Below are 22,401 nucleotides of genomic sequence, written 5' to 3'. Positions count from 1 at the left end.
ACTTTTTGTATCATCTAAAGCGTTGATACTCCGTTGAATGGGATGCAGTGAATAGGTTTAATTAATTTTATATGATAACCTGTTAAGAACAATAGGAAGGTGAAGAGAAAACAGTTGTAGAAACAGTTGATAAACCAGGATTTTTATAGGCTGCTCAAGTAAATGCAATTATAATGGAGGTACAAAGTCGCAAATTAATAGGAATTATTATGATGTTCGATTGGCCAATATGGCTTCAAGTATTGTGCAGAAAAACCTCCTAAAGCGTGTGGCCTTAACTACTTATGAGGATGTTAATGATAATAATGACAGTACATTCGATCAGAGCTACATATTACAGCTATGATCAAATAGGTAATGGGAAAGCTTAGATCATAACATAAAGGACTTAGGTCTACGCATATGTTGAAAATAGAGTAATTGATAGTCTTGATTTAGATGGAGGTGAATATTATCATTATACTTTAAAATTGAATGATGGTAAGAATACCTCACTATTATTAACAAATACACAACGCAATTTTGCATGGACTTTTGAAAAACTTATTTAGGAAATACCATTACTGTTTCTATAGCTCCATTTGGTAAGGCGCATATATTACATTTGGGGTTTTATAGATATGCTTTTTCTAGCTTTAAGGACATGAACTCCGCAGTTAGAAATTTGAATTTTAAGGTGCACAAATATTTAAACAGATCCTACTAATTATGATCCTGGTGTCGCAACAATTTTTGCTACTAATTCAAAACAATATGGACAAGGGATTGTACATATTGCAACAACTTATCAAAATGGAAAAGTAAGTAGAGAGACAGTCTTTTATGATATTCATAGTGACTTTATTTGGAACTCAGATACTAAAAAGTATGAAGGGATTAATAAAGTACAAACAAGAACTGAAACATTTAATTATGATAAAAATGGGAAAAGGAGTTTGGTCGTTCTCGGTACTGAAGCATAAAACATTATAAAAATACAAACATGACAGCACAAGAATTTGTTATTGAATTAAAGAAACTTGCTCCATCACATGATGAACTAATTGCAAAAGGACTGAGTAATGAGTATATCATGAGATTAGAAAAAAGTTTCGAATGTCCAGTTAAGAAAAATAATGAACAGCATTTTGAAAGTAGCTTGCTTGATTTAATCGATAGGTATGATTTGTCGCCTTGAAATAGCACAGATTACATTCAATAATCAAATCGAAACAAGAGATGGAGTATTTTTATTAGGTAATCTAGAGGAAGATTTATTAGTGATGAATAAGCAAACAGAAGAAGTATGTGTTTATGAATTTGATAATGAGGATCATTTACTTTGGCAATGTGCAGAATCAGGACAATCTTTTTTACATGCTATATTAATTGCATGGAAGTTTATTTTAGCAAGAGTAGACTCTGAATCATTATGGGAAGATGAAAGTATCCGAGCCTTAACCATAGATGAGTGTGTTAAGGCTGCTGGAGATACAGATATTTACAGGGATTTTTATGAAATGATAATAGGATAGTCATATACCCCACGGAATTATTATGATGTTCGATTGGCTAATACGGCTTCGAATATTATACAAGATAATTTATGGAAAAGAGTGGTTTTAAGTACTTATGAAGACGTAAATGATAATAATGACAACACATTCGACCATGCCACTTATTACAGTTATGACCAAATCGGCAATGTAAAAAGTTTATATCATAACATTAAGGACTTAGGTCTTAAAAAGTTGGAGTATAACTACGATTTGGCAAGTGGTAAAGTAAATGCAGTACGTTACCAAGATATTGCACCAGACCAGTTCTTATACCAGTATGAATACGATGCTGAGAATAGATTAACAGCCGCAAAAACTGATGTGTTAGTAACTGGGGTTGATCGTTGGACACCTGGAAGTATAAAGACAGATGCAACATATTCATATTTACTTCATGGCATCTTGAACAGAACAGAAATTGGAGAGAATAAGGTGCAAGGTATTGACTATGCATATACTTTACAGGGCTGGCTCAAAGGAATCAATAGTAATTATCTTGATAACGCTAAAGATTTAGGAGGAGATGGGTATACAGGAACTGGATTTACGACCAATAGAAAGGCAATTGCTCGTGATGTATTTGCTTACACATTGGATTATTTTACTAACGATTATAAACCGATTAATAATACAGTTAATGCGTTCCCATTAAAGTGGGGCAATGGGTCATCTAGCGAAATTGGAGTACAGTTATACAATGGTAATATTAGTCATACTACTATAGCTTTAAGTGCAATAGATAATGGGGCAACGACTGGATATAGTTATAGATATGATCAACTGAATAGATTATCAGCTATGCGTCAGCATAAAATTCTTACAGGTGCAACATCTTGGAATATTGATACAAAAAATCGGACTGATGCATTTGCTGAGGATGTTACTTATGATGCGAATGGTAATATATTAACCTATAATCGAAATGGTAATAAGGATGTTAATCCAGGTGAAGTGGCAATGGATAGGTTAACGTATGGTTATCAAAGAGATAATGGTAAGCTTGTTTCAAATAGGTTGAGATCCGTTACAGATGCCATTACTGAAATTGGGCTTTATACTGGTGATTACGATAATTCTAACGCTCCAGGTGCTTATAGTTATGATAATATAGGCAATCTCATAGTAGATGACCAAGGGAATAGCATTAAATGGAACGTCGCAGGAAAAATTAAGCATATTGATTTATATGGAGGTGGTACGATTGATTATTACTATGATGTTTCCGGTAATAGAGTTTATAAAATCTATGTCAACAAAGATGGTAAGGCTTTGAAAACTTGGTATACTAAAGACGCAACAGGTAAGACACTTGCAGTTTATGGGAACAAGTTGACAGATTTAAATAATATTTATTGGAATGAACAGCATTTATATGGCTCAGATCGATTAGGTTTGTGGACCCCATATTTACTATTATCTGGTTCTTCAACGGCATCAAGTTCAAGTATTTGGAGTACAATTGGAACTAAATCGTATGAATTGAGTAATCATCTAGGTAATGTACTGACCATTATCTCAGATAAGAAGAATGGAGTAGTTGATGATTATAGAGCGGAAGTGAAGAGCGCTCAAGATTACTATCCATTTGGTATGGAAATGCCAGGAAGAAGTGTTGCTAATGATTATCGATATGGATTCAATGCTAAAGAAATTGATATTGAAATTAAAGGTGATGGAAACCAATATAACTACGGATTTAGAATATATGACCCTCGAGTTGGAAGATTTTTATCTGTAGATCCTTTAAGTAAAAAGTATGTGTTTTTAACTTCATATCAGTTTAGCGGAACTAAACCAATAGTTGCTGTTGATGAAGATGGACAAGAGGATCACATTTATACAATTAGTTTTTTTGACAAGCAGGGCAAAGCTTCATTTAGAAGCGTAAGGAATGAAGGTAATGTAATAGGAGTGAATAAACAAGGGTATGAAGTATATGATCGTGAAGAGAAGTTTGTTGCTGAGTATAATTATACTTTTTCAGATGGCAAATCGTATAGTTTAAGAGCTTATTTTAAGTCTTATGATGATATGCTTAAGGTTAAAGAGAGTAATTTTTATACCGAAGCGGTTGGATTGTCAGTTTATAAAGGTATTGAAATATCAGATGATCTTTGGGGTAAGGTAACTTTGATTGCTGGAGCAAAAAGTTTATTGAAGAATTTAGTTGGGAATGTTTATGATGGGGCATTGTATTTAGCTAAACAAAGCGAAAAAGCAGCAATCAAAGAAGTTGAAGACGAGGCATCAAAAAAATTAACTAAGGAAACTAGTAAATCCTTGACTGAAAAGTCTGCCTCAATGACTAAGACTATCGTAGAGTCACATGAGGTAAGCAAGATTATGGGAAATGCAGAAGTTACTCTGAAGAAAAATGTTGAAAAAGCAATTGAAATTTTACGAAGTGGAAAGGCTGGTGGAAATCAACATACTCTTGGAGGAAATTTGACGGGCTATAAAGCAATAGATATTCAAGGTACAGGAAACGGTAGAGGTGGATTAAGGATAGTGTATAAAGAGACTGAAAATGAAATTATTTTGCATCAAATAGTTAATTATCACAGAGGTAAATAAATGATACAAATAGATACGAAAAATAGTTTAAAAAACTGGGCTGATACTCTAGAAATAGCTGGGCATAATATGGATATAGTTTTCATTGCAGAGAGTGTAGATAATTATATTTGGTTTATGACAAACTATTTCCAATTTTTAGTACGGGCTGGAGGTAATGAAGTAATTCATATTCCTGGTGATTTAATTAAAAATGCTGCTGATTTTGTTAGTGTAATTAATTATACTATTCCGATAGGATATGAATTCATTGTAGATTATCATGCAATTCAAGATTGTTTATTTGGTTTTGAAACGGAGCCAATGTCTCGTTATTTTTTCTGGAGTAATTCTTATAGAATGTTAGAGGAGAATGCAGAAGAATTTGCATCCTTATTTGAAATTCTAGTTACTACTGCTTATTGCAATAGAAATGGATTATCAACTGTAAAAGAAGATGGACATTTATATTCTGTTAATCAAAAAAATCTATTTTTTTTCTTAAATAAAAATATGAATGATCTTAAAAGTCTTGTTGATAAGGAATTTTTAATACCATCTATTAATGGTCAGCAATGTAAAAAGTTAGATTTTTTATTTGTTGAATTAATCTAATTTGAATGATTGAAAACTATTTCGTGATGGTACTTTACTTGTAATTATAGTATATATAAACAAAAAAGCCGCCTCTACACTGTAGAGGCGGCTTTTTAATTCCGTGGGCAGGATAGGATTCGAACCTATGAAGTCGAAAGACAGCGGATTTACAGTCCGCCCCATTTGGCCGCTCTGGAACCTGCCCGTTATGCCGGCAAACCAACATAAATACTGTAGAGCTAAAACCCAATAAAAAAGCCCGCTTTTAGCAGGCTTCTCTGGAGTCCTTGCGGACCGGACGGGACTCGAACCCGCGACCTCCGCCGTGACAGGGCGGCATTCTAACCAACTGAACTACCGATCCTTTCAAACTTTTTGTATCATCTAAAGCGTTGATACTCCGTTGAATGGGATGCAAATATAGCAACAATTATTTCATACATCCAAATAAATTTTTAAAAATCTTGAAATTTTCCCGAAATCGTAAGTTTTACATCCAATTACATAAACAATACAGGACCATTTTTTTGTACTTTCGCCCGCGATTATGAAAAGGATTTATTGGATTTTGCCAACGCTCGTGTTGATGATCTTTTCTATGTCACTTGTAGTTAGTTCATCAACACCCACCATTAACCAAAACGCTGATAGTTTAAGGGCCATCTATTCTCGCCCCTCCAACGAATGGCCAAAAGCCACCATCGACACTGGTGTAATATTCCACGAACTTGCCGCCATGCCGAAGGATTCTTCTTATCTCCGCTGGGATAGTGATCCTATTGTGCAACTAGGCAAAATTTTATTCTTTGACCCACGTTTGTCTGAATCTAACCAGGTGTCCTGTAGCAGCTGCCACGATCCAGATATCGCATGGACAGACGCCCGCAAAGTATCCCTAGGCCACGATCACCTGCAAGGAACACGTAATACCCCCACGATCTTAAACGTATTCATCCATAAAAAACTTTTCTGGGACGGCAGGGCCGATGGCTTAGAAAGTCAAGCTATCAATCCCATCGCTACACACCACGAAATGAACATGGAACCGCCAAAGTTGGCCGGTAAACTGGATAAAATCAAAGGTTACCCGCCATTATTCGCGAAAGCATTTGGCGACGATAATATTACGCTCGATCGAATTACAACAGCCATCGCTGAATTCGAAAGAACGATCAAAAGCAAGAAATCCCGTTTCGACCAATTCATGGAAGGAAAGCATAAAAGCCTCAGCGATCAAGAAATCCGCGGCTTGCACCTCTTCCGTACCAAAGCACGTTGCATCAACTGTCACAACGGCGCTTTCTTCACCGATGGCGAATTCCATAATATCGGGCTTACCTATTACGGCCGCCAATATGAAGACCTGGGCTTATACAAGGTTACGAATGAACCCGGCGATGTAGGCAAGTTCCGCACACCCTCTTTGCGCGATGTAATGCATACCAAACCATGGATGCACAACGGCCTTTTCAGCGAAATGATGGGGATTGTGAACATCTACAACAGCGGGATGGGTGCCGATTTACTAAAACGTAAACCCGGGCAGGAAAATGATCCATTATTCCCAACAACGGACCGTTTAGTAAAAAGACTTAACTTAACAGAAGGAGAAAAAGAAGATTTAGTAGCTTTTATCGAAGCCCTTTCCGGCTCAACACCGTATAAAATGCCACGACCCAAAGAATTGCCACAATAACAATCATCATCAAAATAAAAAACACACGATATGTACAAAATCCTTGCCCTCTGCTGCTGCTTATTAGTAGGTACCCTCGTAAATGCACAACCACCAAAAGGTGATGCTAAAGTAGGTGACGTATACGGCGCTAAAATCAAAACTGATGGCGCTATTGCTATCAACGAATTGCCGGCAAAATTAACCAGCGACGATGCTAAAATGCCCGTTAAAATCAAAGCAACCGTAGTAGGTGTTTGCCCTAAAAAAGGCTGCTGGGTGAACTTGCAAATCAACGATTCTACCACTGCTTTCGTGAAAATGAAAGATTATGCTTTCTTCGTGCCAACTGCCTTAAAAGGTAAAACTGTTGTAGTAGATGGTTTAGCTTATACAGAAGTAACTACTGTGAAAGAATTGAAACACTACGCAGAAGATGCTAAAAAGCCACAAGCTGAAATCGATGCTATTACCCAAGATAAAAAGCAAATTAGGATTACTGCCAACGGTATCACCGTTGTAGAATAATCCCCCAATTTCTATCATAAAAAAGGATGGCGATCAATACAAATGATCGCCATCCTTTTTTATGCCCTTTTTAGCCCATTCTAGGGCATAAAAAAAGCACCCGCAGGAATGCGAGTGCTTTGTATGTTGAAGTTCTTTATGCTTTATTTACGCCTCAGATTTCTCTGATTTGCTTTTTGAAGGATTCTTCAAGGTGAAAACCAATTTCTGGTTCTCTTTGTCAAGATCCGCAATCAAAATATCACCGTTGTGAATATTCATGTTGAGAATCTCTTCTGCTAAAGGATCTTCCAAGTATTTCTGGATCGCACGGTGTAAAGGACGGGCACCAAATTGTGAGTCATATCCTTTTTCTGCGAGGAATCCTTTGGCTTCGTCTGTTAACTCTAAGCTGAAGCCCAAGTTTTGCAAACGTTTCAACACGCCTTTCATGGTAATGTCGATGATCGTGTAGATGTGTTCTTTGTTCAAAGAGTTGAAGATGATCACATCATCAATCCTGTTTAAGAACTCTGGAGAGAAAGTACGTTTCAATGCTTTTTCAATCACTGCTTTCGTATTTTCTTCTTCGCTAGCGTTTCTAGTAGTTGTACTGAAACCTACGCCCGATCCAAAGTCTTTCAACTGGCGCACACCAATGTTAGAGGTCATGATAATCAAAGTATTCTTGAAGTCTACTTTTCTACCCAAACCGTCTGTCAATATACCATCGTCTAACACTTGTAACAAGATGTTGTAGATGTCTGGATGCGCTTTTTCGATCTCATCGAGGAGGATTACAGAGTAAGGTTTACGTCTAACTTTTTCAGTTAATTGACCACCTTCTTCGTAACCAACATAGCCTGGAGGCGCACCAATCAAACGGCTTACAGAGAATTTCTCCATGTATTCACTCATATCAATCCTGATGAGTGCATCTTCAGAATCGAACATGTAGCGAGCGAGTGATTTAGCAAGCTCAGTTTTACCAACACCGGTAGGACCTAAGAAGATGAAAGTACCAATTGGCTTTTTAGGATCTTTCAAACCTACACGGTTACGTTGGATCGCCTTGGTTACTTTGCTGATCGCTTCTTCTTGACCAACTACAGCGCCTCTTAAATCTTCGCTCATGCGGCGGAGCTTTTCTGTTTCGGCTTGTACCATGCGTTTAACAGGAATGCCGGTCATCATGCTCACCACTTCCGCGATCGCTTCTTCGTCGATTGGGTAGCGTTTGTGTTTCACTTCTTCTTCCCAAACGGCTTTCGCTTTTTCAAGATCTTCGCCGAGTTTCTTTTCAGTATCACGTAAAGCGGCTGCTTCTTCGAAGCGTTGGCTTTTTACTACTTTATTTTTCTCTTGCTTGATATCTTCGATTTGTTTTTCCAAGTCGAGGATATTTTGCGGTACGTTGATGTTTTTTAAGTGAACGCGCGCACCTACCTCATCCAATACGTCGATCGCTTTATCCGGCAACAAACGGTCGGTCATATAACGATCACTCAATTTCACACAAGCCTCGATCGCGTCATCAGAATAACTCACGTTGTGGTATTCTTCGTAGCGAGGTTTGATGTTATTGAGGATTTGAATGGTTTCTTCTACTGAAGGCGGTTCTACCATCACTTTTTGGAAACGACGGTCTAATGCACCATCTTTCTCGATATACATTCTATACTCGTCGAGTGTAGATGCACCGATGCATTGGAGTTCGCCTCTTGCCAAAGCTGGTTTGAAGATGTTGGAAGCATCGAGTGAGCCGGAAGCTCCACCTGCGCCTACAATCGTGTGTATCTCATCGATAAACAGGATCACGTCGCGGTTCTTTTCCAATTCATTCATGATGGCTTTCATTCTTTCTTCGAACTGGCCACGGTATTTAGTACCTGCAACAAGTGCCGCCAAGTCAAGGCTTACCACGCGCTTGTCGAACAATACGCGGGAAACTTTTCTTTGAACGATCCTGAGAGCTAAACCTTCTACGATGGCAGTTTTACCAACGCCCGGTTCACCTATCAGGATAGGGTTGTTCTTTTTACGGCGCGACAAGATCTGCGAAACGCGTTCGATTTCTTGTTCACGGCCAACTATTGGATCTAAGCTGCCACTTTCGGCTAACTTAGTAATATCTCGTCCGAAATTGTCGAGTACTGGGGTTTTTGATTTGGCATTTGCTTGTTTTGATTTCGAAGCATAGCTCTTTCTTTCATCTTCAAATTCCTCTTCTCCCGGGTCATCGAATTCGGATTTAGGATCGGTGGGTTTCACGTATCCTAACTCGTTTTTAAAAGTATCGTAGTCCACGTCGAATTGTTGTAAGATTTGAGTACAAACGTTTTCTTTATTCTTTAGGATCGACAGCATGAGGTGCTCTGTTTCCACGGTAGGGCTTTTCAAAGCCTTCGCTTCCAGGACGGTAACGCGAATAACTTTTTCGGCTTGCCTTGTGAGTGGAAGGCTATTCATGTTGCCGATGTTCTTGCCTGTCTTGTCTTTTATCGCCAGTTCAACCTCTTTGCGTAGCTCATACAAATCTACATTTAATGCCTGTAGAATTTTTACAGCCGTGCCTTCACCTTCCCTAATAATACCCAATAGCAAGTGTTCTGTCCCAATGAAATCATTACCCAAGCGCAAAGCCTCCTCCCGACTGAAGGTGATGATTTCTTTTACTTGTGCTGAAAAATTCTGGTCCATTGGATTAAGTTTTCATTTATAAAAACCCTTGTGGGGGCTGTCTTATACAATATTAGCAAATAATTTTTGATTTACTTTTATACTTGCAATTTTATACTTAAGATTTACTTTTGCATCTAGGGAGCCTCTCTAGTTAATATACTTACGGAAATGTAGGATGTTTAGTATGATGTTCCGGGGAGTATTTTATTGAAAGTAATTTCCCAACAGTTGAATCCTTTTTTTATTGTTTTAAATATAACATCCAACGGCATGAAGTTCAAATTTGATACCAAAGAGAAATTAGTGGTTTTTAGGCTGGAAGAGGCACATTTTGGTGCTAATTTGGCAGCGGACTTTACCAATACCTTGTTCGAATTACCCGAACTAGAAGGCCGAAGCCTAGTGCTAGACATGGTTGACGTGACTGAAATCACTGAAGAAGGAGCACAGGCCATTTTAGCAGTATACAGAAATATGTATGACAATAGTTTATCATGTGCGATCACAAATCTTAACAGTGCTTTAACAGCCCTGCTTACTTCCGTAGCAGGCGAAGATCTGTACCTCAATATCGTGCCTACCATCTCCGAAGCCATGGACATCGTAATGATGGAAGAGATCGAGCGTGAATTGAATGGCGAGATCGAATAAAAGCCCTGTTAGCCCCATATTTTTTCATTAATTAAGCCCCAACGGGCAGATTTTCCTTTTAGAACCATGTTTGCTGTTACCATACTCGGAAATAATTCAGCCATTCCTACCTTGGATCGGCGCCCAACAGCACAAGTGGTGACTGTTAACGATACCTCTATCTTAATTGATTGTGGAGAAGGTACGCAAATGCAGATGTTGAAATACAATATTCGTCGCAGCAAAATCAAGTACATCTTCATCAGCCATTTACACGGCGATCATTACTTTGGCTTAATTGGCTTACTGAACAGTTTAAGCCTCATGGGTAGAACGGCCCCATTATTCCTTTTTGCACCACCCGAATTGGAACAAATCATCAATATTCAACTACAAGTAGCCGCCACCATACTGAATTATGAATTGCACTTTATTCCCTTAGTTGAAGGCGAGGAAGGCGTGATCTTACAGGATAAAGACTTGGAAGTGAGCTACTTCGCTGTGCAACATCGCATTCCATGCTACGGTATATCCATTGGTTTGCAGAAGAAAAAACGGAAGCTATTGCCCGACCAAGCAAAAGCCTACGAAATCCCGGCCGCCTATTATGGTGCCCTGCAAGATGGAGAAGATTATGTGAAGAAAGATGGTACCGTTGTAAAAAACGACTGGGTTACGCTACCCCCCGCTAAAGGCAAACGCTATGTATATTGTGCCGATACGATTTACGACGAATCCCTCGTACGCCACCTATACGAAGCCGATATGATGTACCACGAAACCACGTATCTTCATGCCTTAGCACAAAGAGCCGCAGATCGATTCCATTCCACCAGTGTTCAAGCGGCCACGTTGGCTAAAAATGCTAAAGTGGGAAAACTATTAATTGGTCATTTTAGCTCTAAATACACTGATTTACAACCTTTCTTAGATGAAACTTGGCCGGTATTCGAAAATACAGCGTTAGCAACCGAAGGCACAACTTTTATCATTTAAATATATTATGCTAGGCAGTTATACAATAACTGCCTATTTTTTTGCTCTAAGAACGAACGAATGAAAGGATGATTGGCCACCTGTTATGCTACTGATGTTTCCTTACAGTGAAGAATGTTTTTGTAAAAGGTTGATGATGATACCTTTATAAGATGGCTGAATGTGGTTTATAATATCTCCTAATGTTCTTCTAATGTTCTCCCAATGTTATCCCAATGTTCTTCCAATGGTTTCCATATATGTGACATATATTCCCCTTGTTATTCCTAGGTGCTTTAAAAGCTGCCAGGTTGTTAGTCCATATTGCCGAAGTGTAGTATATACACCTTTTAGGTAGCGCTGGTGATGTTAAAAGAAAAAGGTCGTTCCTACTGATAGCAACGACCTTTTTCTTTTTATAAATGGAATAACTTATTTCTTCAATAAAGTCTCCACTTTTTCACTAAGTAATTGAATCAACTTCTGTTGTTGTTCAATCTGTTGTTGTTGTGTTTTTAATAGCTTTTCTTGTTCAATAGCATGTAAAGTAAGTTCTTCTACTGTTTGCAGCAATTTGCTGTTTATATCACCTAATTCAATGCCTTTGTCGGCCACTTCTTTAGCAGGAGGAATATTAGGGAGATGTTTATGTTGTTTAATGAAAGCTTCTACGCTAGCAAGTGAAGGCAGTTTGTAGTTATCATCAAACACGAAATCGGCCCATGGATACGCCTTTACAGTAATTTTGTTGGCGATTACATTCCCATTTACAGCTAGCTTATAACCTTTGGTATCGGTTGTATTAATACCTACGTTGTTATTAGTTCTGTCTAAATAAATGATACTATTGCTACTTATTAATTTACCGGTTGCATCGGTACCTAGCATGGAACTATTTGCCAAGTTAGTAAAATAATAACCATCGCTGAGGTTGAACGTGAAGGCAGTGGTGTTATTGTTACCACCTACGATTTGAGTAGGTATGTATACGGAAGAGGTTCTGTTATAACCGCGTACAACAGCGTTTCCTGCATTGGTAGTTACTTCAGCACCTGGCCCGGCTAAAGCACCATTCGTAGCACCTGCAGGGTCAACTTCTCCTAAGAACCTACCGGCAAGTTTGGTTTCTAATTGACCTGCACTACTTAATCGTGCAACAACACTATCGCCACCATAAAACTTAAAGCCTTGTTGGTGAAAATAACGAGAGGTACTAAACCATACGTGGTTCGTTTCTGTACCAATTGCGAAATCACTAGCATTCGTTGTGACTTGAGGATATAAAACAATTTTGGTCCCCTCGCTTCTCGTATTGAATCTTGGTGGACCAGCAGGAATAGATTGTTGCCAGAAAAGATATGCATTGGTGGTATTATTCCCACCTTGTAAATTCACTGCACCTGACACTGAATTCAATGTTACACCGCCATTATAAGAGGTTACATAAATATCCTTGTTATTCGTAGGGAAACCAACATAACCCGATTTATTCCCATTATTCACAATACCAGAGCTATCGGCGAAATATAATATGGATTGAGCATTTATATCCTTTGTTGTTCCCCTTACGCGTGATTCATTGGCCAAATAGGTTGGATAAAAAGTTTCTAGTGATCCATTATTACGATTAATTTCTATTGCAGGACCAAGGTAAGATCCATTATTAGCATATCGCCAAATGGTAAAGTTATTACCAATATTAGCTGTACCAGTTTCGGTTCCACTATTACCAATACCCCAGCGAATTACATCCGTTGCTCCATCATAAATCACAAAGCGGGCACCACCGGGTGCACCCTTTGCAATAAATGAGCCTGAAACTTTACCATTACCTTGTATGTTAAACGAAGCGGTTTGTATAGCGCCAAATTGGTTTTTAATGTAGTAAGGCGAACCAGAATCTTCAGCTGCACGAAGATCTGCGATGGCTAAGTTCCTGATATCTTGTAAATTAACAGGTGGAACATTTTTGTACTTATATCCTGTAGAGTCTGCATCTTTAGCCATGGCTTGGCTAGCGCCTAATAAAAAAGTTAGGACAATTAAATATGAAGATTTCATAGTGCAGGGAGGTTATTGTTTAACTTCTAATAATTTTTCTAATTTTTCCATCATCAATTTCATTGCTTGTTGTTGCTCGTTGATGAGTTTTGCTTGTTTTGATAGCTGTTCTTGGTAGTTTGATAATGCGTCTTTTTGCGCTGTAATTTGCTTTTCTTGTGCAATCGCATGTAAGGTTAATTCTTCAATGGTTTGCAATAGTTTACTGTTCATTTCACCTACTTCGATCCCATTTTCGGCCACTTCTTTTGCAGAAGGTATGTTAGGTAGATGTTTGTGTTGTTTGATGAAAGCTTCTACGCTAGCAAGTGAAGGCAGTTTGTAATTATCATCAAACACGAAATCGGCCCATGGATATGCCTTTACAGTAATTTTGTTGGCGATTACATTCCCATTTACAGCTAGTTTATAACCTTTTGTATCGGTTGTATTAATACCTACGTTGTTATTAGCTCTGTCTAAATAGATAATATTATTGCTGCTCACTAATTTACCGGTTGCATCGGTACCTAGCATCGAGCTGTTGGTGAGGTTCGTGAAATAATAGCCGTCACTAATTTTGAATGAGAAGGCAGTGGCATTATTATCACCACCTACAACTTGCGTGGGTAAGTAAACAGATGTAGTTCTATTATAGCCACGCACAATGGCATTACCTTGGTTAAAAGCAACTTCAGCGCCAGGGCCATTTATAGCTCCGTTTGCAGCTCCATTGGGATCTACCTCTCCAAGAAACCTACCGGCAAGTTTAGTCTCAAATTGACCGGCAGCGCTTAAACGTGCTGCAACAACTTCACCGCCATAAAATTTAAAACCGTGAGAGCCGATGTTTTGCGACGTACTAAACCAAATATGACTGTTTTCTAAACCCAAGGCAAAGTCTGACGAAATCGCACTTTGTTGAGTGTAGAGTAATAGCTTTGTTCCTAAACTTCGATTATTTAATCCTATCCTTGGTGGTGCAACCAAAGTAGCGTTATTTTGGTAGGTGATCATGTTAGGCTTATTGCTTTCACTAACTGATAAGTTAACGTTACCAGTAGATGGCGCCAGGATAATATCGCCTTGGTTAGCACCCACGTAGAAATTAGAACTAGCATTTGGCATCCCAATATAGCCTGATTTATAAGAGGCTCCCCAACTCATATTTTTATCAACAAAGTTCAATACTGCTGTATTGTCTGGATCTGGCCCTCCTTTAATTCGAGAGTAGGATGGCATAATAAATGTCGAGAACATCTCTGTTACACCAGTACCACGTTGTACAGTCATTACTTGTGTTGCAACTGTACCTGCATTGTTCCATCGCCAAATTCTAAAAGCTGCCCCTTCACCTTCAACCCCTGTTTCATCACCAACGGTGCCAATCGACCATCTACTTTGCCTAGCAGCGTTACGGATTAAAAAGTTAGCCGCACCTCCCGCTGTGGAAGGATTGTTAGAAATAAAAGTAGCATTGGTTTCCCCATTACCTACTATCCAGAATTTTCCACCAGTTTGTGCTGCCGCATTCTGACTATTAATATAAGGATCATCAAAAGCTTCCCCGTATTTAAACGCGTAATATCCTGCAAAGAGATTTTTGTACGAGCTTTAAAATTGGGATATACCGGGTTTGAAGGGTCGTTATGAGGGTTGTTGTTCGCATGCGCGAAAGTAGGGCCTACCAGGAGGCAAACACTTAGCGTAAATAGTTTCATATGGTTAAATAGCTTATTTTTTTTCTTGTGTTAATTTTTCCAATTTCTCCATCATCAATTGCATGGCTTTTTGTTGCTCATCTATGAGCTTTTGCTGCTGTACTAGCTGGCTTTGTTGAGAATTGATTTGCTTTTCTTGTGCTATTACATGCAATGTAATTTCTTCAATGGTTTGTAATAATTTACTATTCATTTCACCTACTTCGATCCCTTTTTCGGCTACTTCTTTTGCTGATGGAATATTAGGAAGATGTTTATGTTGTTTGATGAATGATTCTATACTAGCAAGTGTAGGCAGTTTGTAATTATCATCAAACACGAAATCGGCCCAAGGGAAGGCTTTTACTGTAATTTTGTTGGCGATTACATTCCCATTTACAGCGAGCTTATATCCTTTTGTATCTAGCGTTCCAATACCCACGTTGCCATCTTTACGGGTAACTATAAATGGCGCATCCATAAACACACCAGTATTATCATAGCGACGTAATACGAAATCCTGTCCTGCATTATTCACGTCTAAATTATTCAACATACCCAAACCCCAACGAAGCGGGGTAGCAGAAGTATTTTCTTGCATTTGAATAATAGGCACTGCAACAGGACCCTTTACAATCGTATATCCATCTACCGTCGAATTTCCTTTAATATTGAAGCTTGCATTCTGTGGAGTAGCTGATTGGTTGGCTATACCCTCTAAACTGAAATTGTTACTCAGTTTCTTCCAAGGACCGAAGTTGCCATTTCTTCTTACACGGTAATATAAATTGGCCGTATCTGAAACAACATTCGTGATTTGGAAGCCGAAGTTCTGATCATATTTAGCCGAAATAGCCGCTGCAGCTGTACCAGCTATAGGAGCATCGGCAATATTGCTACTGCCCCCATTGGTAACCGAGGAAAAACTACCTTGGCGAATGGCGGTAGCTTTATAAACAGAATCAAAGGTGGGTGCTAATAATGTGGTACGGGCATAAGCATCTCCTTGCAATCCATCTAATAAATCAGCATCTAATGTCGAACCTGCACCATCATTACCAGCATGCCAGATTACATCATTATTCACCCCTACTGTAGGATTGTAAGTAAAGTTTAATACACCCGTAGAACGTTTAACTCTGAATATGGCTGATAAATAATTACCATTATCAGCATAGCGCCATAAAGTAAAGTCTGAACCAGTATTACTATTATCCGTTAATTCATCTACAATCAGCCCAAGGCCCCAACGTTCTTTTGTTTTTGTTTGAAAGCGTAGATGGATATTGCCCGCACTTGCAGTACCACGGTTTGAAATGAAACCACCATCGGCACGACCAATACCCCCAATGGCAAAATTACCGGTCTGCAGTTGTGTATTTTGATTAGCAATGTACGGTGTATCCGCAAAAGATCTACCTGCATTCAATTGCTGAATATCACGAATGGTAAACTTTGTGTGAGCCGCATATTTTTTACCGGGAGAAACTGGGTCAACTTTGTGCAACACATGGGCAAAGGAACTGGTGGCTATTAAAAGCCCCAAAGCGGCTATAGAAAGCCGGGAAATATTTACTGGCATAGGTTAAGTGGTAAATAGATTATATAATAAAATTACGTACCCAAATGTACAGAATATTGCATTAACTACATGAATCACAATGTAAATTGTTTATTAAACCGCCTTGATGGCCATGATTCTTTTTTCGAACTCCTCGTTGGGAACGATAGATTTATTTTTGATTTTCGTTTTGTAAGTATTGATGGTATTTACGGAATATTGTAAGATCTGGGCTATCTTTTCAGTATCGTGTATGCCCATGCGTATAAGGGCAAAAATGCGCAAATCTGTATTCATTAATTCACCTTCTGCTAGTCGTACTTGGTCTTCTTCTTTAAAAAGGGAGTTGAATACCGGTACAAAGTTCGGGAAGAGCTTCAAAAATGCATGGTCGAAGCTATTTAATAAGGCTTCTTTCTCACTTTTTAGGTTGATGGTATTGAATACCATTTTTACTTCGTCGAGGCGGCGCTCTTGGATTTTCTTTTCTACATTCTTCTTAATCTTCTCGATTTTATCATAGAAGGCAGCGTTGATGTTGAAGAAGAAGCCAATGTATTCCTCCTTAATCTTATTCGCATCGGATAGTTTATCATTTGTTTCAGCTAATTGCTTATTAATCGCCTGCTCTTTCTCATGCGCTTTACTGATCACTTCTTGGGCGAGTTTTAGCTTCTTCACTTGCTTCGAAACTAAAATGACTAATCCTACCACAACTAGCAATAAAACCGTTACCACGGCGGCATAGCTAATTAGGATTTTCTGCTGGCTCTCCACCATGCTTATTTTCTCGGCCTCAATCAAAGGCAATATCTCGCTCACCTGTACTTTCCGCTGGCGGGCGCCGTAAAAAGCCGCATCCGAGATAGCTTGTTCTATACACAACGACGCATTCTTCACATCCCCCTTCTTATATAATAAACTAGCCAAAATAAAGGCCGCGGAAGTTTCCTTGGTCGACGATTTAATATCGGCAATCGTCGCTTTAATAAGTAATTCAATAGCCCTATCGTTCTGCCCTTTCTGAATGTAAAAATCGCTTAGTGTAGAAGCTGTAACCGCCACTTGGTGTAAAGTAAGTGTAGGGCGGTTGAGTAATGCTGTGAAATACTGCACCGCTTTATCCTTATTGCCCGATTTTAATTCGCGTAAGCCTTTGTAGTAGGCATATTCATAAGAATTGGGCTGCCAAAGTGCCAAGGCTGAATCAATATATTGTGCGGCTAGCTTATTGTAGTTAGGGGTATGATGTTTATCGTTGTCGTAATCGCCTAAATCATAATAATATCTTCCTAAAAAGGCATAATAAAGCACCTTCAAACTATCGGGTAAAGTAGCCGCTTGTATGTGCGACAATGATTCCCCGGTTTCCTTGTACATGCCAGATGATAAAAACGTAAATGATAGTTTCAGCTTGGTGTATGTTATAAGATTGGCATCACCTAATTGCTCGGCAGTTTCTAACATGCGCAATGCATAACTGTATGCAGAATCGTATTTATAAATCTTGTATGCTTCGTAAAGTGCTGCGTAATTAGCATACGTTTCTTGCACATGCGTAGCATTTGCAATTAATTCGTACTTAATACTATCGATACTGTTCTGTTTGATACTGTCGTAGGAAGGTTGCTTGTTTATTACACTTTTCAATTCTTTCAACGACGATTCGATAGATTGTTGCGAGTAACCTACTTTGAAAATCAGAATATAGAGAAAAAATAAAACGATGCGTTTCATTACACCAGGTTGATAAATGCTTGTTGTACGTGGTATGGATATAAAATTAAAGATAGGAGAAATTATATGTTTTCGTGCGCTTACGGAAGAAAAAAGAACCCCGGCTTGAAAACAAAGCCGGGGAATTGCTAAAGTGATAGAAATGAAAAGTATACTTGTTGATTTATTATTTATACTTCGGTAATTGCTTCGCCTCGGCAGCTGTAGCCGGTACAAAGCTGATGGCTGCACCACCACTATTGGCCAATTTAAGCGTTATGGCAGTTGTGCGATCTACAATGTATTTTTTGATACTGTATTTGGCAGGATCGGGTTGGTTCAGTACGTCGGCATACAAAGTAGCTACATACTTCACGCCCGGGGGTAGGAAGTCTAATCCTGTTTTTAGATCACGTGCCTGCTCATCTGTAATAGCGCCTAAATACCAGTTCTCGGTTCCTTTCCCTTTGCGTACTATACTAACATAATCGCCGGGTTCTGCGGCCAATACTTTGGTATCATCCCAATCAACGGGTACATCTTTAATGAATTGGAAGGCGTCTAAATGTGCTTCGTAATTTTCGGGTAAATCGCTCACCATTTGGATAGGGCTATACATGGTTACGTACAAGGCCATTTGCTTTACAAGGGTTGTTCGTACACGTTTAGCCGTATCTGCGGCATTGTAGTGCGATAGCTTGAATATGCCCGGCGTATAATCCATAGGTCCCCCCATTAAGCGGGTAAAGGGTAAAATGGTTTCATGTTCAGGTGCATTACCAATGCTAAAGGCATTATATTCATTACCGCGGCTGGCTTCGCCTGTCATCCAGTTGGGGTATGTTCTGTGCAAGCCTGTAGGGCGTACTTGTTCGTGGGCATCTACCATTACTTGGTATTCGGCAGCTTTTTCGGCTACCCGGGTGTAATGGTTTACCATCCATTGGCCATCGTGGTGCTCGCCGCGTGGGATGATTTTGCCTACATAACCTGTTTTAACAGCATTGTACCCGTTTTCACGCATAAAGCGGTACGCAGTATCGAGTTGACGTTCATAGTTAGTAGCAGAACCCGATGTTTCATTATGCATCACTAGCTGCACACCTTTGCTTTTAGCATAGGCATTGAGCGCTTTTACATCGAAATCGGGGTAAGGTGTTACGAAGTCGAACACATCTTCTTTCCAATTTCCAAACCAGTCTTCCCAACCGGTATTCCAACCTTCGATTAATACACCTTCAATGCCATGTTGCGCAGCGAAGTCGATATAGCGTTTTACATTTTCGTTATTACCGCCGTGCTGGCCGCTGGGGATTAATTTTCCTTGTGCGTCTTTTGCTTTGGCAGAAGCAGCATAACTCCAACTGCTTTTACCGGTTTGGAGTTCCCACCATACACCTACAAACTTCATAGGCTTAATCCAGCTGGTATTGCTGAGCTTGCTGGGTTCATTTAAGTTGAGGATGAGTTTGCTGGAAAGTATATCGGTGGCCTTATTGCTTACGATGATCGTACGCCAAGGTGTAACAGCAGGAGCATGTAAAAAAGCGGCTGTACCTACAGCACTCGGAACGAGGTTCGCTGTTAAGTCATAAGTAGCATTATTTACATGAAGCTGCATGGCCGGGTAATTGAGAAGGGCCGCTTCGTGGATATTGATGTACAACCCATCACTCGTTTTTAACATGAGGGGCGTTTGCACGGCATGTTTGTCGGGTGCTACACGCACGGCAATGTCGGTCGATTTCTCAACGAGTTGCGCATTGTCTATTTCGCTGAGTAGCGAAGTAGTATACGGGTATTCGTTGGTGTCGTAATCGCCGGGAATCCAGAAGGCTTTGTGGTTGCCTGTTAGTTGGAAGCCTGTTTTTTCTTGTTGCACCGTGAAATAGTCGAGGTTGGGTTGCTCCGGGAATTCGTAGCGGAAGCCCACACCATCTTCATACACTTTAAACACAATATGCAACAAGCGCTTGTTACCATGGGCTTGTTGTAATTGCAGTTCTAAAGTTGTGTAATCATTTTGAATGGATTTCACTTCACCCCAAACCGGCGTCCAGTTTTCGTGAACGGAATTCGTTGCTTGTTTCAACAGCGTAAAGTCGTCATAAAAGTTCTCTGCATTATTTAGCACAAACCCCATGGAAGAAGGCTGTACAATGGTTTTCCCATCGTACGATACGGCGTAGCGGGGTGCGCCTTTTTCATCGAGTTGAAAATCGAGCTGCACCTTTCCTTTACGTACTGTTAGCGGTTCTTGTTGCGCAAATACGCAGCCGCTGCAAGCCAGTAAAAGTAATGTGCCGAGTGTTTTGCTTAGTCTCATATCTATTTAATTATTCGCAGCGTTGTAAGTTGGCATCCTAAATAGGCAAAGCCGGCTCCTGTTGAAGCCGGCTGCCGGTATTGTTTAGTAACCAGGATTGTTATGTCCTTTTACATTAATGTTCGAGTTAATTTCATTACTCGGTATAGGCCAACTATAAGAACGGGTATTATCCCAGCTAAAACCATTGGTGGCATTCAGGGCGCTACCGTAGAAATTAGCTTCAGATTGACCAATGCCCCAACGGCAAACGTCAAACCACCATCCAAATTCATTAAATAATTCCGCGAAGCGCTCGTAATACAAGGGGTTATTACCCAATACTGGATCATCAATCGCTACAGTTTTACCGGTAAGCGATTTGTAATCCACAGCGGAAGCGGCATTTATTGGTAAGCCATAAGCACGGCGTTTTACTTTATTTAAGTATTCCAGTGCATTGGCTGTTTCGTTTGAATTGGCGCAAGCTTCAGCATAGAGTAAATAAACATCTGCTAAGCGCAGGAAGTAATAATTACAAGCATCTGCTTGGGCAACATTGTAAATGCTGGTAAAGATGGGCGCGTATTTTCTAAAGCTCCAGCCATAATAATTATCGCGGATAGTAGGGGCAATTTGACTACTACGGCTAATAGGGCGCCATGTACTACCATCATTCTTTGCAGAATCTATCCAGGGTTGCATAGCGGCCACGAATAAACGCGGATCGCAGGTTTTGTTAGCACGTACGGCTAAAGAAGAATCGCGGTATAGCGGGTCCATGATCAACTTTGGGTTGGTCGGACTTTCGGGTTTAGCTGAAGTATAAGCAGGGTTACTAACTAGTTTATAAGTAGATAATGGGAAACCAAAGCGTTTGATGTTTTTATCATGCACGAATTCATTACCATATCCTAAGGCAATCGCTGTAGCTTCAGTTCCATTATCACCTAAAACGAATGGTGACCATACTAAGCCGTTACTGGTAGTAATGTTCATTCCAAATACACCGTAAGCACCGCGCGAATCTTGTTCAACATTAATCTCAAATAAAGATTCTTCATTGAATTCGTTTGCAGCAATACCAATAAATGCATCACGGTATTTATCATACGGCATCAACGATTTCCCAGAATGATCGATTACATCTTTTAAAGCTGTTTTAGCGGCCGTCCAGTTTTGCGTGAAAACGTAAGCTTTACCCAATAAGCCTTTAGCCGACCATTCGGTAATGCGACCATAATCATTTCCACTCCAAGTTTTACCTTTCAATAAGGTGGCAGAAGTTTGTAAATCGGAAATAATTAAATCCCACACCTCTTTTACCGAAGCACGTGGTTGAATAGTGCTATCTAGGCTGGTAGCAATATTTCGATAAATAGGAACGCCCATTTTGTCGCCATTGGTGGTGCCTGCCATGTATTTCTCACCATAAAGGCACTCCAAATTAAAGTAATAGAATGCGCGTAAGAATAATGCTTCACCACGCATATTATTCAAGAGCGTGATTTCGTTTGGTTTTGCGTAATTCTTTTCGAAGAAATCGGCCGCAGATAAAAATGCGTTACAATTTTTAACGCCGGTATAAAAGCCCGACCAAGTATTGTTAGCGTATTCATTATACACACTAATATTGGCTTTGGTCATTTCATTCCAACCTGGATGGCCATCATACGTAGAGTTGGCAGTATGTGTAGCATTTGCGAGCGACTTAGCTGATAATTCAAACCCAAACAAGCGATCGGAACGAATGGCTGCATAGCAGCTAGCGAGAATACTATTTGCATCGTCGATCGTGGCAGGATAGTTCCCTGTAGTATATTGATCTGTTCTACTCACATTCAACGGGTCTTTTACACAACCTGTGAGTAGTGCGAGGGCGATAATGACTAAATTTATTTTCTTTAACATCGTGGTAATTT

At 39.5% G+C, this 22,401-nt stretch carries 15 protein-coding genes and 2 tRNA genes; 8 read left to right on the top strand and 9 right to left on the bottom strand.

The window, feature by feature from the left end:
• Nucleotides 1-982: 982 nt before the first annotated feature.
• From LX64_RS22770 to LX64_RS22755, 4 genes are read left to right on the top strand one after another with little or no spacing between them, the layout of a single operon-like run.
• Nucleotides 983-1,177 carry a hypothetical protein gene (locus LX64_RS22770; RefSeq protein ID WP_111600000.1) on the top strand — a complete coding sequence of 65 codons (195 nt, stop codon included), beginning with the start codon at nucleotides 983-985 and terminating at the stop codon, nucleotides 1,175-1,177.
• Nucleotides 1,161-1,514, top strand: coding sequence for a hypothetical protein (locus LX64_RS22765; RefSeq protein WP_111599999.1), 354 nt, complete (start codon nucleotides 1,161-1,163; stop codon nucleotides 1,512-1,514). Before LX64_RS22770 ends, LX64_RS22765 begins: the two co-directional genes overlap by 17 nt.
• 33 nt (nucleotides 1,515-1,547) lie before the next feature.
• Nucleotides 1,548-4,112 carry an RHS repeat domain-containing protein gene (locus tag LX64_RS22760; protein ID WP_111599998.1) on the top strand — a complete coding sequence of 855 codons (2,565 nt, stop codon included), beginning with the start codon at nucleotides 1,548-1,550 and terminating at the stop codon, nucleotides 4,110-4,112.
• On the top strand, nucleotides 4,113-4,706 hold the full coding sequence (locus LX64_RS22755) for a hypothetical protein (protein WP_111599997.1): 594 nt from the start codon (nucleotides 4,113-4,115) through the stop codon (nucleotides 4,704-4,706).
• A 104-nt stretch (nucleotides 4,707-4,810) separates the two neighbouring features.
• On the opposite strand, the gene LX64_RS22750 is transcribed toward LX64_RS22755, so the two are convergent.
• Together LX64_RS22750 and LX64_RS22745 are read right to left on the bottom strand one after the other, a co-directional pair.
• Nucleotides 4,811-4,893, bottom strand: a tRNA-Tyr gene (locus LX64_RS22750).
• A gap of 85 nt (nucleotides 4,894-4,978) precedes the next feature.
• Nucleotides 4,979-5,052, bottom strand: a tRNA-Asp gene (locus LX64_RS22745).
• Between the two features lie 183 nt (nucleotides 5,053-5,235).
• On the opposite strand from LX64_RS22745, the gene LX64_RS22740 reads away from it, so the two are divergent.
• Both LX64_RS22740 and LX64_RS22735 read left to right on the top strand, forming a co-directional pair.
• Nucleotides 5,236-6,384: a cytochrome-c peroxidase gene (locus LX64_RS22740; protein WP_111599996.1), complete on the top strand. Its 1,149-nt coding sequence runs from the start codon at nucleotides 5,236-5,238 to the stop codon at nucleotides 6,382-6,384.
• Between the two features lie 30 nt (nucleotides 6,385-6,414).
• Entirely contained in the window at nucleotides 6,415-6,891 is a 477-nt protein-coding gene (locus tag LX64_RS22735) for a DUF4920 domain-containing protein (RefSeq protein WP_111599995.1), read from the top strand.
• Nucleotides 6,892-7,038: 147 nt separating this feature from the next.
• On the opposite strand, the gene LX64_RS22730 is transcribed toward LX64_RS22735, so the two are convergent.
• A complete protein-coding gene (locus LX64_RS22730) occupies nucleotides 7,039-9,570 on the bottom strand; it encodes an ATP-dependent Clp protease ATP-binding subunit (RefSeq protein WP_111599994.1) in 2,532 nt (843 codons plus the stop codon).
• Between the two features lie 252 nt (nucleotides 9,571-9,822).
• Between LX64_RS22730 and LX64_RS22725 the strand changes: the two genes are divergently transcribed.
• Nucleotides 9,823-10,203 carry an STAS domain-containing protein gene (locus tag LX64_RS22725; protein ID WP_111599993.1) on the top strand — a complete coding sequence of 127 codons (381 nt, stop codon included), beginning with the start codon at nucleotides 9,823-9,825 and terminating at the stop codon, nucleotides 10,201-10,203.
• A gap of 66 nt (nucleotides 10,204-10,269) precedes the next feature.
• Nucleotides 10,270-11,178, top strand: a complete 909-nt coding sequence (locus tag LX64_RS22720) for a ribonuclease Z (RefSeq protein WP_111599992.1) — start codon at nucleotides 10,270-10,272, stop codon at nucleotides 11,176-11,178.
• A gap of 411 nt (nucleotides 11,179-11,589) precedes the next feature.
• Here LX64_RS22720 and LX64_RS22715 read toward each other — a convergent pair whose 3' ends face one another.
• From LX64_RS22715 to LX64_RS22690, 6 genes are all read right to left on the bottom strand, one after another.
• Complete coding sequence (locus LX64_RS22715; RefSeq protein WP_148707432.1) at nucleotides 11,590-13,218, bottom strand: hypothetical protein; 1,629 nt, start codon at nucleotides 13,216-13,218, stop codon at nucleotides 11,590-11,592.
• Nucleotides 13,219-13,230: 12 nt separating this feature from the next.
• A complete protein-coding gene (locus LX64_RS22710) occupies nucleotides 13,231-14,490 on the bottom strand; it encodes a hypothetical protein (protein ID WP_111599990.1) in 1,260 nt (419 codons plus the stop codon).
• 441 nt (nucleotides 14,491-14,931) lie between these two features.
• Complete coding sequence (locus LX64_RS22705) at nucleotides 14,932-16,479, bottom strand: hypothetical protein (RefSeq protein WP_111599989.1); 1,548 nt, start codon at nucleotides 16,477-16,479, stop codon at nucleotides 14,932-14,934.
• Nucleotides 16,480-16,572: 93 nt separating this feature from the next.
• Nucleotides 16,573-18,195, bottom strand: a complete 1,623-nt coding sequence (locus tag LX64_RS22700) for a DUF6377 domain-containing protein (RefSeq protein ID WP_111599988.1) — start codon at nucleotides 18,193-18,195, stop codon at nucleotides 16,573-16,575.
• A 166-nt stretch (nucleotides 18,196-18,361) separates the two neighbouring features.
• A complete protein-coding gene (locus tag LX64_RS22695) occupies nucleotides 18,362-20,500 on the bottom strand; it encodes a glycoside hydrolase family 97 protein (protein ID WP_111599987.1) in 2,139 nt (712 codons plus the stop codon).
• Between the two features lie 84 nt (nucleotides 20,501-20,584).
• The gene (locus LX64_RS22690; protein ID WP_111599986.1) at nucleotides 20,585-22,390 is read right to left on the bottom strand and encodes a RagB/SusD family nutrient uptake outer membrane protein; all 1,806 of its coding nucleotides are present in this window, start codon (nucleotides 22,388-22,390) and stop codon (nucleotides 20,585-20,587) included.
• Nucleotides 22,391-22,401: the final 11 nt, after the last annotated feature.

The sequence above is a fragment of the Chitinophaga skermanii genome, assembly GCF_003259335.1.
Lineage (GTDB): Bacteria > Bacteroidota > Bacteroidia > Chitinophagales > Chitinophagaceae > Chitinophaga > Chitinophaga skermanii.
Note: the sequence above shows the minus strand (reverse complement) of the source record. Positions and strands in the feature narration are given on the sequence as shown.